Origin of the sequence: Bacillus cereus group sp. MG1 (assembly GCF_040460035.1) — a bacterium.
GTDB classification, from domain to species: Bacteria; Bacillota; Bacilli; order Bacillales; family Bacillaceae_G; genus Bacillus_A; species Bacillus_A cereus.
In genome coordinates this window covers 2,803,434-2,816,594 of record NZ_JARVGY010000001.1, presented here as the reverse complement: position 1 = coordinate 2,816,594, position 13,161 = coordinate 2,803,434, and the positions used below count along the sequence as shown (strand labels likewise).

Sequence of the window (13,161 nt, the reverse complement as noted above, 5' to 3'; positions counted from 1 at the left end):
ATGTAAACATTAATCTAGCTAGAATTTAAAATAGCTAGGTTAATAAAAAATTTCTTTATTTATAAAAATTAGTCTTACAGATTTTCATCCTATAAATTACCCACTAATTATAAAGAAACTTTTTCACGAACTACAGCTGGTCTTCCTACGGAATAATAGTCTACATTAAACTTTTTCACATATTCTAAACCATGGCAATTACGACCATCAAAAATAATAGGTTGTTTCATTAATTTGATATACTGTTCAATAGGGAATTCTTTTATATCATCCCATTCAGTTACAATAAGTGTTACATCGGCATTTTTAACTGCTCCTGCAACAGAGGGCACATATTGAACCTCATTAGGTAATACTTTCTTTGCATTTTCAGTAGCAATTGGATCATAAGCTACGACCTTCGCACCCATTTTTACTAAATCATTTGCAATAACAATAGATGCCGCTTCTCTCATATCATCAGTATTTGGTTTAAAAGCTAAACCAAGCATAGCCACTTGTTTTCCTTCCATATCACCTAATACATTTTTTATTTTTTCAACGAGCGATGCCTGCTGATTATTATTTACTGTAATAACTGATTTTAACAGATCAAAATCATGCTCGACATTACCAGCAATTTGTATTAAAGCATGTGTATCTTTTGGGAAACAAGAGCCCCCATATCCGATACCTGCTTTTAAAAATTGTGTACCAATCCTTTTATCTAATCCCATACCATTAGCTACATGCTCTACATCCGCACCTAACTTTTCGCAAATATTAGCAATTTCATTAATAAAGCTAATTTTTGTAGCTAAGAAAGCATTTGCTGCATATTTAATCATTTCTGAACTTCTAATTGTTGTTTTAAAAACAGGAACATTAAAAGGTTTATTCACTTCTTCCATAACATCAGCAGTTTTAGCATCATCAGCCCCAATAACTATACGATCTCCATAGAAACTATCATGAATTGCAGAACCCTCTCTTAAAAATTCCGGATTCGATACCATGTTGATTTTCACATCTGCTTTCAAATTTTGCTGAATTAAATTTTTAACATGATCATTTGTACCAACTGGGACCGTACTTTTAATTACTACAATCGAATCTTTTTTTAGATTATTAGCAATATCTAAAGCAACTTGCTCAATATATTGTAAATTAGCCGAACCATCTGTTTGTTGTGGCGTACCTACTGCTATATAAATAACATCTGCTTCTTCAATCCCTTGGCGACAATCGGTTGTAAATAACAATCTATTATCATTAATATTTTTACTCATCAACTCATCTAAACCAGGTTCATATATTGGTGAAATACCTTCTTTCATTTTCGCAACTTTATTCTCATTAATATCAATACAAGTTACACGATGTCCAATATCCGATAAACAAACCCCTGTTACTAGCCCTACATAACCTGTTCCGAAAATAGCAATATTCATTTTTTATCCTCCTTATTTATTAACAATAAAAAAAGCCCCTTAAAGAAAAAGGCTTTTAAAACTTATTTAACAAAATGTTTTACAACTCCATTTAGGGCATAATTTATAAAGCACCATGCAGATTTTAGGATACTTAACCCTTCAATTTCCCTATATAATTTCCAATTCATTTTAGCCATTTTGAACTTTTTACTAGAAATAGAGTTTTCAACTTTTCTATACTTCGATAAAACCTCATCTAAGCCATAGGCATAATGACCTTGTCTTAATATTTTTAACCATGTTGCAGTATCTTGGCGGGTCCTAATGTTAGGCATTTGTACTTTCCCTAGCTTCTCAATATCCAACATCACCGTTAAACAACCAATTATTGTATTTTTTAATAATCCATTATAATTAATTTTTTCTGGCACATGTACAATTTTATCAGTAAGGGTACCATCTTGATTCATAATTTGATAACCCGTAAACGAAAAAGCTACATCATTATTCTGCATAAAAGTCAATTGTTTTTCTAATTTTTCGGGTAGCCATAGATCATCGCTATCTAAAAAAGCTACATACTTCCCTCTTGCATTATTAATGCCCGTGTTTCTCGCAATTGCTGCTCCACAATTTTTCTGCAATTCAATTAATCGTATACGATTATCTTTCTTAATCTCTTCTTTTATCAATTCACAAGTATTATCTTTTGAAACATCATCTATAATAATCATTTCCCAATTTGTATAAGTTTGAGATTGGACAGATTGGATTGTTTCTTTAATAAAAGAACTTGCATTATATGATGGGATAATAATTGACACAAGTGATTGATTCCCTATTTCAATCTCACTTAGATTTATTTCCATTTCAATACTACTCCTTCAGATTTTCTTTGATATTTTCATCAAAATTTTAACAGCTCTTTAAAACTTTTGATGAATGAGCGAATTGGTTTTTCAGTTAAATGAAATTTTTTTACAAAGAAAATTGTTAGCATACATATAGCTGGAATAGTTCCTCTCATCCTTTTAAATAATGGTCCTTTTCCTGTAAAAGTATTAGAATCAATTAGTTTATTTTCTGATGTTTTCTTTTTATGAAAAACAATAATTTGATTAACATAAGCTATACTATATTTCTGTTTCAATAAATCTGCGAGCAAGATATTTTCTTCACCAGATGGATATTTTGCCCCAAGACCAAATCTCTCATCAAACTTCAAATCTCCAATATCAATTTTATTTAAATTAATAAAGAACTCTATTGATGAAATTTTTAAAACCCCGCGAATACCTAATTTTTCTATAGGAGCTTGTGGATATTCTTTATAATATTGTTGAATTTCGGGGTCAAATATCTGAAAACTTAGCGCGTCGATATTCCTATATTTAAATCCTTCAACAACCGTTTCAAATGCGTTTTTAGGATACCAGCAGTCATCATCAGAGAACGTAACAATACCATTATCCACATATTCTAAACCTTTATTTCTTGCATGAGATAACCCTTTTTTGCTTAATATAACATGATGGTAATTAAAATTGTATTTCATTAATAAACTGCTAATTCTATCATGATTTTCTTGAGACACAATAATAACTTTAATATTATTAATAGTTTGCTCTTCTAAACTATTAAATAAGCGTTTAATATACTCAATTCTATTTCCTAACGTGGGTACTATAACATTAACTAAATATTCATTTCCCAATTTTCTCACCATACTTTTATCACTTAATTAATAACGCTCCATAATTCTTTATATTGCTGACGTATATCCTGCCAAGTATTATTTTGAGCTATTTTCTTAGCACTGATACTTAAATCCTCTTTAATATTAGGATTATCTAATATTAAATTAATCCTTTCAGACAGCTCCTCGTCATTATTTATAATAAAGTGTTCTAATCTTGTATTTTTAAGCAAATAATTCATCTGAACATCTTTACTTACTATAACTGGTGTACCAACAGCTAATGCCTCTAATGGTGCTAAGCCAAAAGTTTCATATAAGCTATTTTGGATATAAAGATTTGAATAATAATAAGCACTTATCAATTCACTTTGATTTAAATTACCTATATATATAACCTTTTTAGGATCCATCATATTCATTACCTTGTCATGAACATTTCCCTTTGGCCCAGCGATTACTAAGATAAAATCATCCCTTTTTATATCATTCACAACTTTAACTAATTGTTCAATTCCTTTGTACTTAAAAGTTCCGCAAGCAGTAAATATAATCTTTTTTCTTTTTTCTAAAGGAATAAGTTCGTTAAAAATATTTTTGTCTGGCTTTATAGTCAGAAATTTTTCGGAAACGCCATTTGGAATAACTTTCAATTTCTTTTTTGGTATTTTATAATCACTTATAATCATTTCCTTTAACCCTTCTGACACGCATATAATACCATCTGCAAGCTTCAAAGTAATAAATTCCGCCATTTTACAAGAAATTCTCAGATTAGAGAAGTGCAAATTTTCCCGCGATACTAAGCCATTTGCGGTATAAAGAATATTCTTTCTTAATATTTTCCCTATTATAACTAACAATGCATTTGATCGTGTAAAACCAAATATATGCAAATTACTTACATCTCTAGAAAATATCCCTTTTATACATGCTCTTATATCCCTTCCTAAAACAATTATATCCTCATTATCTATATCATTAACAATACTATTGAACACCTTTTGTGGACCAGACATTTCTTTTTCTATGTTCTCTACTTTAACCCCTATTACTAAAGTTTTTTGCAACAGGATCTCCTCCGTTCTCTCTTTTAATTAAATCACTACCTAACTTTATTGTAGTAAATATAAAGAAAAACCATAAAAAGTTTAGATAATTATTTCTTAATAAAGAGAATTCTGTACCCTGATGGAATAAAATAGCTACTATTATTGCAATATTTCCAGAATACATGAGCCACTGATTTTTATACTCTAAGTTGTTCTTGTATTTTTGAAACTGTTGAATTAAAATCCCTAATGTACAACAGACAAAAAATAGAAATAATCCTAAACCGATAACCCCTATCTCAGCTGTAATACCTAAATATAGACTATGTGCATGATTTACTCCAACATTCATTTCTCTTAAAAACTCTTGACTAGAATTGAACCCTATCCCCAAAAAGAAATGGTTTGAAATAACATCGGCTAATAAATCCCATGCTTTTCCTCTTCCTGCCAAATCTAAGCTTAATCGCTGGTTACTTCCCTGTAATAAAAGGGCTATTATTCCTCCTGCAAAAACACTTAGAATCAAAGATATTCTCATGAATTTCCAAATGTTTTTTCTTAAACGGTTCATTCCCCTACTATTATTTAACCAAAAGAACAGAAATAAGAAGATTCCAAATGCCAATATCCCTGTTCTTGAATATGTTAAAAACAAGGCATAACATTGAATTAAAAATGATATTATAAAATAGAAAGTTTTTATTGACTGTCTTAAAAACAAAATCAGAGTGGTCGCTAATGATATTAATAGTATGTATGATAATATGTTAGGATTTCCTGTAATAGATGAAAATCTCAGTGTCGCTCCTGAATAATAAACTGCCTGTTCTATTCTTATAGGACCTAAGGTAATATAATTTAGTGAATATTCGTCATTAAACCACATCATTAATCCAAAAATTTTAATAAATATCATTAAGATAGCTAAAAATAAACCTACTAACATTTGAATTTTATAACTAGCAATCAATGTTTTTTCAATCATTCGATCTACATTAACAATGTATGCCATTGCGAAAATAGGACCAAAAATTATAAATGTTCTCCATAAAGTTTCAAATTGTATTTCACTCCAAAAACTTGAAATAGCACAGTAAAGACCTAAGACATATAAACAGCCCATTGATTGCAAATATTCTTTAGTAAAATTAGCATTTTTACTATTTAAAAAATTAAATAACCACAGCACAAAAATAATTAAAAAATTAGCATAATAACTATATGGTGCTTTTATTAATGGTTGCATGCTATTTACTACCGGCACATATAAAATGAATAGTGAAATTAACATTATGAAAATAGAGTTATAAACATAAGAATTCTTACTATCCATCTTTTGAAGTACAAAACTTTTGTCTTTCATATTTTAACCTCTACTTTTAATAAATTTCCCTAGTCTGTATTTTAAGACCTTTGGTAAACGGCTTATTAATATTAAAATTACCTTAGGATTTAAATATATATTTTTCACTATACCCTTAATATCTTTTTCTTTTATTTTTTCAATGAAGCTATAATATAAATTTAGATTTGAGAGTCTTACCATCCTACCTTGCAATTGATTAATTAATTTTTTATTCCCTTGAAATTTTTCATGTTTTAACAGTTCCCTATTTGCTTGTATTAACTGTTGGATTCTCTTTGTCTTTTGTCTTGTAAGAGAATCTCCCCTCTGCCTATAAAAGTATAACGGTTTATTATAAAAATAACATTTATTAGACTCGCATAGTACCTCAAGATAAAAAACATAATCTTCCCCAAATATCAATTGATCATTAAATCTTATATTTTTTTTCTCCAATAGATTTCTTTTTATTATCGGTTGCATTCCTAAATCTAACTCTACTAATAACTCTGGGGTAATATTAAGGCTAGATTCAAGCTTTTCTTTGTAATTTTGACATTGTGTTGCATACGGACTTACATGCCCATCATATATTAGGAAAATATCATCAAATATCATGTCAGCTTCTTTAATTCTAGCAAAATTAAGCAACTCTTTTATTCTTTCTTGATCCCACCAGTCATCTCCATCTAAAAAAGCTATCCAAGTACCTTTTGCTTTAGAAATCCCAAAGTTTCTCGAATAAGCCGGACCTTGGTTAGAACCATTTTCATATAGCTTTATCCGCTCATCTTGTAAAGATTGAATGATTTCAACTGTTTTATCCCGTGATCCATCATCAATTACTATAACCTCTAATTGCTTAAAACTCTGATTAAGTACTGAACTTAACGCTTCCTCTATATATTCTTCTACATTATAAGTGGGAATTATTATAGATATCTCAGGAACAGACATTTATAGCCTCCTCTACATAATAGATTTCTTTTTTTGAATCATATTTTTTATTAAATCTTTTTCTGATAGAATAACAATTAAAACAATGAGATAACTTATTACTAATGAGATAAATATATTAATATTTCCTAGAAATAATTTATTTATGACATACAAAAAAATTAAACTTAATAAACTTTTAGAACTACCCCTAAACACGGTAAATATTCCCTGCTTATTAAAAATTATTAAACCCAGTAATAGTACAATCTCTATTAAAACAGCTGCGATTGCTGCTCCTAAACTACCGTATAACTTTCCAAAATACGAGTACGCAAAAATACCTGTCCCAAAACTAATTAATAATGCAATAGATCTATATTTTTGCAAACCTTTAGTTGTTAAACTATCCGCTAAAGGAAAGTTAATTGATTGAATAAAAACAATAATAGATAAAATAGAAAGCGTTTCAGCAATTCCTATCCAGTTTTCCCCTAACAGAAAAACTGAAATTTCTTCTGGAAATAGTATTATGGGTAGAACCATAATTACAGACAATAAAGTCATTAACTTGATTTCGATAACTATTACCTCTCCATGTTTTTTTAGCTCACTTCTATCAATAAGCTTAAACAAAACTGGATAAAAAGCTGCTGCTACAATACCTGGAATTTGATATAGAACAGAGGGGATACGTAATGCAGCGTTAAAATAGCCAACCTGTTCTAAACTAGATACCTTTTCTAAAGCAATAGGTCCCATTAAAGGCATAAGTATTGTTAAAAAAGCAGTTAACGTAAAAGCACTTAACCCATTTAAAATAGAATTATCTAATCCTTTATGCAATTTAATTTTATTAATGACAAAAGAGATACTTATAATACCCCCTAAAATACTACATAGCCCATAAGTTAAGGCTACCATTAAAAGACTATATCCAAAATAAACTCCAATAAGAAGACCTATGACAGAAATTAAGCCTGCCATGATTCGAATAATTGCAGTATATTTCATTTTTTCGATAATTTGATAATATACCGCTCCTACATTTTGTAGTGCTGCACCAAATATTGTAGGGATTACCATCAAGAAAATTACCTGTTTCATTTCTTTCTGACTATACATAAAATTTACTAGAATAAATACAATTACAGAGGAGAATATACAAATGAATAATCTTGTTACCAAATAGCTATTTAAAAGTTTAGATATATCTTTATCAGCTTTGGTACCCTCCCTAATAAATGTATGAGTTAATCCTAGATCTGTCATTGAACTTGCAAAAGTGGAAAATACTAATGCAATACTTAAAATACCATATTGTTCTGCCCCAAGATACCTAGCTATCACAATTGCTGAAATGGCGGTTAACATTCGTACCATCACATTTCCTACAAATAAAAATGAAGCATTTTTAAGAATTAATTGTAAGTTCATACTAATACCATCCTGTATTTATAAGATACATTATCTAGCTCCGTCACCTGTGCATACTACCTTAATAGTCTTTAATATAATTTTAAAATCCAACAATAAACTGGAGTTGTTAATGTAATATATATCTAGCCTCAACTTTTCTCTCGGTGTAATTTCATAACCACCATTTACTTGCGCCCATCCTGTCAGTCCTGGTTTTACCTCTAGTCTCTTTTTAAAACCTGGAATTTCACGCTCAAATTTCTCAGTAAACATAGGTCTTTCCGGCCTTGGTCCTACAAGAGACATTTCACCTTTTAAAATATTAAATAATTGCGGTAGCTCATCAATCCTCGTCTTACGAATAAATAATCCTATCTTTGTAATACGTGGATCATTCTTCTCTGCCCATTTTGCACCATTTTTTTCTGCATCATTTCTCATAGAACGTAATTTAATAACATTAAACTTCCTACCATTCATACCCAATCTTTCTTGTAAATAGAAAGGCGACCCTGGGGATTCTAAAATAATTAGTAAACTAAATATCAACATAACAGGTGCCAATATAATCAAGCCTAGTAAAGCGAATATAACATCTAATATATACTTACTCCCTAAATATAACTTGGATTGTCTATTTTCGACTTGAACGATTTGATCATCTGATGTAACTTGATATTCTCTCGCTATATTTTCACCAGTCTTCATATTCCCTCTCCCTTATAATCTTATTCATTGATTTCTTTATGTACTAAATCATTCATATATTTTATTAATTGCTTTTTTAATTCCTTATGCTGTAATGCTACCTCAATTGTCGTCTTAATAAACCCCAATTTCTCACCAACATCATAACGCTTTCCTTCAAAATCATATGCAAATACCCGTTGAATTTCATTTAATCGTTGAATTGCATCTGTCAACTGAATTTCCCCACCAGCACCTGTTTGTTGATCTTCAAGGAGCATAAAGATTTCTGGTGTTAATACGTAACGTCCCATAATTGCTAAATTTGATGGCGCAGTTCCTTGAGCTGGCTTTTCAACAAATTGGCGTACTTGATAACGGCGATCATTCCTTTCAACTGGATCAATAATACCGTAACGATGTGTTTCATTTTCTGGTACTGTTTGTACACCGATAACAGATGATTGTGTACCTTCATATTGATCCATTAATTGACGTAAACATGGCGTTTCTGCTTGCACAATATCATCACCAAGTAATACTGCAAATGGCTCATTTCCAATAAATTTACGGGCGCACCACACTGCGTGTCCTAGACCCTTTGGTTCTTTTTGTCTTATGTAATGAATATTAATTTTTGATGAAGCTTGTACTTTCTCAAGCATTTCATACTTCCCTTTTTCTAAGAGATTTTGCTCTAATTCAAAGGAATGATCAAAATGATCTTCAATCGCACGTTTACCTTTTCCGGTAACAATAATAATATCTTCAATTCCTGATTCTATCGCTTCTTCTACTATGTATTGAATTGTTGGTTTATCAACAATTGGTAACATTTCTTTCGGCATTGCCTTTGTTGCCGGTAAAAACCTTGTCCCCAGTCCCGCAGCTGGAATAATTGCTTTTCTTACTTTTTTCAAATCTAGTACCCCCAAACATATTATTATATCCACATGTAACAATAACAAAAACCCTACTTATAGGGTCGTCTTTACAACTCCATAAGTAGAGTTTCTAACATAAATAAATTATGGGCATCCAACCCATCCTCACGTCATACTCCCGACGACAAGCGTCTAAGGTAGGTTCGAAATAAAAATTTCTACCCACAGCACGACCGAGTGCCTCCGTTGATAACGGTTAGGAGACATCACCAATTCTTTATTTAAAAAATACCGAACAATTTTTTACGACGAATTTGTTCTGGATCTTCTTTATAAATTGCCTTCCCGCTAATTAATAAGTACGGATTTTCTTTCAAATCACTCATAACACTCATTCCAAATTCTTTCTCAATTAGTTCATAGCTTTCCGCTAAATGAAATCCTCTTGATGTCGTGTTATGTGCATCTGATGCGATCATATGTGTTAAATTATGTTCTACAAGCTGTAGTGAGAATTTTTTAATTTTTTTTCCAAATTTCCCAAGTAAACTACCTGCTGTCACTTGTGTTAATGCACCTTTATTTACAAGATTATATAACTTATCTGGCCGCTCGATTAACTCGGCATTACGTTCCGGATGAACGATAATTGGAATCATTCCCTTTACGCGCAATTCATATAGTAGTTGTTCTGCATAACGAGGTACGTGATTTGATGGGAATTCAATGAATATATATTTATTTGTTTCATTTAAAGTAACGATTTTACCAGCTTCATAGTCTTCTAATAAATCGCCATATAATCTGACCTCTTGCCCAGGTAAAATGGTAAGTGGCATATTATGTTGTTGTAGTTCATCATTTAGTTGTTTTACATGATGAATAATTGAGGTACGTTCATTTACATATTTTCCATTTTGATGGTGTGGCGTTGCGACAATGGTATGTATTCCTTCTGAAACGGCTTGTTGTGCCATTGCTAAACTATCTGTTACTGTCTGTGCACCGTCATCGATCCCCGGTAAAATGTGACAATGTAAATCTATCATTTGTTTCATCCTCCCTCTCTCCTATAAAGATCTTTTTTCCCTTGAATATGAGATATCGCTCATATTCAAGGGAAAAAAGGAGATATGTTTTTACCATATCTCACTTTAAAATTAGTTTGCACCGTAGTAGTAGTATAGGCCTTGTTCACGTTCACGGTCGTTTAGAACAACGCCCAACAATTTACCTTTAGCCGATTCTAACAATCCTTTTGCTTTTACCGCTGTTTCTTTCTCTGTCGATTCACTACGAACAACAAGAATAGAAGCATCACATACATTTGCCATAATTTGCGCATCTGTTACAGCTAAAATAGGCGGCATATCAAAAATAACTAAGTCGTACATGCTGTATGCTTGTCCAAGAAGTTCTTTCATTGATTTTGAACCTAACAATTCAGCTGGGTTTGGGGGGATTGGACCACAAGCTAAAAAGTGTAGATTATCAACTAGTGTTGTTTGCACACATTTCTCTAAACGTTCACTATGTGTTAATACATTCGTTAGTCCAAAAATATTGTCTACTTGGAACATTTGATGCATTGCTGGTTTACGCATATCTGCATCAATTAATAATACTTTTTTTCCTTGTTGAGCAAACACAACAGCCATATTCGCTGTCGTTGTTGTTTTCCCTTCACTTGGATTTGCAGACGTGACCATTAATGAATGTAAATTCGTATCAACAGCTGCAAATTCAATATTCGTTCGAATATTACGATATTGTTCTGAAATTGGTGATTTCGGTTGTTGATGAGCAATTAATTGACGGCGTTGACGATGATTCTTTTTCTTTTTAAATAATTTAAGAGCCAATTGTTTGTCCCCTCACTTTTCTTGATGATGGAGCGTGTGATTTCACGTTCATTGTTTCTTCATCCATACGAGCTACAATTCCTAATACTGGTAAGCCAAGTAAGTTTTCCACATCTTCTTCTTTTTTCACTGTGTTATCTAAGTATTCTAGTAAGAATGCAAGACCAACTGAAGCCATTAAACCAACAACGAAAGCAATTGCCACATTTAACATTGGACGCGGTTTAATTGGAGATTGATTTTCTGCAACTTCTGCTTTAGATAATACTGTTACGTTATCAACGTTCATAATTTTTGCAACTTCACCTTTAAATACATCTGCAGTTGCATTCGCAATATCGCGAGCTAATTTCGGATCTTTATCCTCAGCTGTTACAGAGATTACTTGTGAATCCTTTTCATTCGCAACATTAATCTTTCCTGTTAGCACTTGAGATGTCATATTTAAATTTAATTTTTCATTCACTTGTTCTAAGATTACTGGACTTTTAATGATAACCTTATATGTATTCGTTAATTGAATATTCGTTTGAATTTCACCAGCTTGGAACATTGCACCCTCTTGCTTCTTCTGATTCACAAGAATTTGCGTCGAAGATTGATAGATTGGTGTCATAAAGAAGAAGCTAATGATAGCACTTACAATAGCTGCACCAAAGGCGATTACGAGGATCATTGCTAAACGTTTTTTTAAGATATGAAATAACTCTTTTAAACTAATTGTTTCTTCCATAGGTTCCTCCAACTTTCTAAAATTTACACATAGGAAAAATTATAACATATAAATCTTACATTTTTTATTTTTAATAATTTAGTTCTATATTTGTTCACAAGAAACAAGTATAATCTTACAAAATAATCTTAAATATGACAACACATTCCAATGATTCTCCAAATTATTTATCATATCATGCTTTTTATGCTATGTAACTTGAGAAATAAATTTAAGAATACAAAAAAAGCCAACAAGTATTTCTTGTTGGCCTGTTTCTATTTTAGTAATAACCATACTGCTCTTTTTCTTCTCTTTTATCATTCAAAACGACTCCAAGTATTTTGCCTGATGCTTTATCTAATATTTGTTTCGCTTTTACGATTTTATCTTTTTCCGTCTTTTCACTTCGTACAACGAGTACGATTCCATCACATTTGTTCGCTAGTATTTGTGCATCCGTAACCGCAAGCACAGGTGGTGTGTCGATTAATATAATATCAAACATGTTATATGCTTCTAGCAATGCCTCGTCCATTGCCCGGCTCCCTAATAGTTCTGCTGGGTTTGGCGGGATTGGACCTGCTGCCATTAAGTATACGTTCTCTATATCTGTTTTTTGAATGCATTGCATAAGTTTTGCTTGTCCTGATAATAAGTTCGTTAATCCATTTGAACTATGAATGGCAAATAAGTTTTGTATCGTCGGCTTCCGCAAGTCAGCTCCAATTAATAAAACTTTCTTTCCTTGTTGTCCGAAAACAACTGCTAAGTTTGAGATTGTCGTTGTTTTCCCATCACCTGGATCTGCCGAAGTAACAATAATAGAACGAACATGATTATCTACAGATGTAAACTCAATGTTTGTACGAATGTTACGGTATTGTTCTGTAATACGCGATTTAGGCTCTTTATGTGTAATTAATTGTCGTAATGGTTTTCTTTTCTTTCTCCCGAACATATTCATAATCTCCTTTTGTGAAATGCGACATTTCCCTTTTCTCTCTCTTATGCTCGATTTCATACGTCTAATTAATATTTTTGCTGATTTCCCCATATCTCATCATAATCAATAACATTCTAATTTGTCTTACTTAAGTACCTTAACAATATGACAATGCCCTTATTTCTTTATTACCTTTATCACTTATCC

Annotated in this window: 13 protein-coding genes; all 13 read right to left on the bottom strand. The window is 31.4% G+C overall.

Annotation, left to right across the window (positions count from 1 at the left end; translation table 11 throughout):
- Positions 1–107: 107 nt before the first annotated feature.
- On the bottom strand, positions 108–1,430 hold the full coding sequence (locus QCI79_RS14600) for a UDP-glucose dehydrogenase family protein (protein ID WP_001017343.1): 1,323 nt from the start codon (positions 1,428–1,430) through the stop codon (positions 108–110).
- Positions 1,431–1,492: 62 nt separating this feature from the next.
- On the bottom strand, positions 1,493–2,281 hold the full coding sequence (locus tag QCI79_RS14595) for a glycosyltransferase family 2 protein (RefSeq protein ID WP_000405132.1): 789 nt from the start codon (positions 2,279–2,281) through the stop codon (positions 1,493–1,495).
- A 38-nt stretch (positions 2,282–2,319) separates the two neighbouring features.
- The gene (locus tag QCI79_RS14590; protein WP_000251820.1) at positions 2,320–3,138 is read right to left on the bottom strand and encodes a glycosyltransferase family A protein; all 819 of its coding nucleotides are present in this window, start codon (positions 3,136–3,138) and stop codon (positions 2,320–2,322) included.
- An 11-nt stretch (positions 3,139–3,149) separates the two neighbouring features.
- A complete protein-coding gene (locus QCI79_RS14585) occupies positions 3,150–4,178 on the bottom strand; it encodes a glycosyltransferase family 4 protein (RefSeq protein WP_001173037.1) in 1,029 nt (342 codons plus the stop codon).
- Positions 4,150–5,526: an O-antigen ligase family protein gene (locus QCI79_RS14580; protein WP_000653502.1), complete on the bottom strand. Its 1,377-nt coding sequence runs from the start codon at positions 5,524–5,526 to the stop codon at positions 4,150–4,152. Before QCI79_RS14580 ends, QCI79_RS14585 begins: the two co-directional genes overlap by 29 nt.
- Positions 5,527–5,529: 3 nt before the next feature.
- Complete coding sequence (locus QCI79_RS14575; protein WP_000115839.1) at positions 5,530–6,465, bottom strand: glycosyltransferase family 2 protein; 936 nt, start codon at positions 6,463–6,465, stop codon at positions 5,530–5,532.
- Between the two features lie 12 nt (positions 6,466–6,477).
- Positions 6,478–7,881 carry an oligosaccharide flippase family protein gene (locus tag QCI79_RS14570; RefSeq protein ID WP_021728724.1) on the bottom strand — a complete coding sequence of 468 codons (1,404 nt, stop codon included), beginning with the start codon at positions 7,879–7,881 and terminating at the stop codon, positions 6,478–6,480.
- A gap of 30 nt (positions 7,882–7,911) precedes the next feature.
- Entirely contained in the window at positions 7,912–8,571 is a 660-nt protein-coding gene (locus QCI79_RS14565) for a sugar transferase (protein WP_000847751.1), read from the bottom strand.
- A 20-nt stretch (positions 8,572–8,591) separates the two neighbouring features.
- Positions 8,592–9,470: a UTP--glucose-1-phosphate uridylyltransferase GalU gene (gene galU / locus QCI79_RS14560; RefSeq protein ID WP_000757798.1), complete on the bottom strand. Its 879-nt coding sequence runs from the start codon at positions 9,468–9,470 to the stop codon at positions 8,592–8,594.
- A 245-nt stretch (positions 9,471–9,715) separates the two neighbouring features.
- A complete protein-coding gene (locus QCI79_RS14555) occupies positions 9,716–10,483 on the bottom strand; it encodes a tyrosine-protein phosphatase (RefSeq protein WP_002133780.1) in 768 nt (255 codons plus the stop codon).
- A 111-nt stretch (positions 10,484–10,594) separates the two neighbouring features.
- Complete coding sequence (locus QCI79_RS14550; protein ID WP_001185475.1) at positions 10,595–11,296, bottom strand: CpsD/CapB family tyrosine-protein kinase; 702 nt, start codon at positions 11,294–11,296, stop codon at positions 10,595–10,597.
- Positions 11,286–12,029 carry a YveK family protein gene (locus tag QCI79_RS14545; protein WP_000393138.1) on the bottom strand — a complete coding sequence of 248 codons (744 nt, stop codon included), beginning with the start codon at positions 12,027–12,029 and terminating at the stop codon, positions 11,286–11,288. Before QCI79_RS14545 ends, QCI79_RS14550 begins: the two co-directional genes overlap by 11 nt.
- A 262-nt stretch (positions 12,030–12,291) precedes the next feature.
- On the bottom strand, positions 12,292–12,969 hold the full coding sequence (locus tag QCI79_RS14540; RefSeq protein WP_000467955.1) for a CpsD/CapB family tyrosine-protein kinase: 678 nt from the start codon (positions 12,967–12,969) through the stop codon (positions 12,292–12,294).
- Positions 12,970–13,161 lie beyond the last annotated feature (192 nt).

What these genes read in the sequence shown, in the direction of transcription:
- QCI79_RS14600 (WP_001017343.1), bottom strand. Translation starts at nt 1,430, where the DNA reads ATGAATATTGCTATTTTCGGAACAGGTTATGTAGGGCTAGTAACAGGG.
- QCI79_RS14595 (WP_000405132.1), bottom strand. Translation starts at nt 2,281, where the DNA reads ATGGAAATAAATCTAAGTGAGATTGAAATAGGGAATCAATCACTTGTG.
- QCI79_RS14590 (WP_000251820.1), bottom strand. Translation starts at nt 3,138, where the DNA reads ATGGTGAGAAAATTGGGAAATGAATATTTAGTTAATGTTATAGTACCC.
- QCI79_RS14580 (WP_000653502.1), bottom strand. Translation starts at nt 5,526, where the DNA reads ATGAAAGACAAAAGTTTTGTACTTCAAAAGATGGATAGTAAGAATTCT.
- QCI79_RS14575 (WP_000115839.1), bottom strand. Translation starts at nt 6,465, where the DNA reads ATGTCTGTTCCTGAGATATCTATAATAATTCCCACTTATAATGTAGAA.
- QCI79_RS14570 (WP_021728724.1), bottom strand. Translation starts at nt 7,881, where the DNA reads ATGAACTTACAATTAATTCTTAAAAATGCTTCATTTTTATTTGTAGGA.
- QCI79_RS14565 (WP_000847751.1), bottom strand. Translation starts at nt 8,571, where the DNA reads ATGAAGACTGGTGAAAATATAGCGAGAGAATATCAAGTTACATCAGAT.
- QCI79_RS14555 (WP_002133780.1), bottom strand. Translation starts at nt 10,483, where the DNA reads ATGATAGATTTACATTGTCACATTTTACCGGGGATCGATGACGGTGCA.
- QCI79_RS14545 (WP_000393138.1), bottom strand. Translation starts at nt 12,029, where the DNA reads ATGGAAGAAACAATTAGTTTAAAAGAGTTATTTCATATCTTAAAAAAA.
- QCI79_RS14540 (WP_000467955.1), bottom strand. Translation starts at nt 12,969, where the DNA reads ATGTTCGGGAGAAAGAAAAGAAAACCATTACGACAATTAATTACACAT.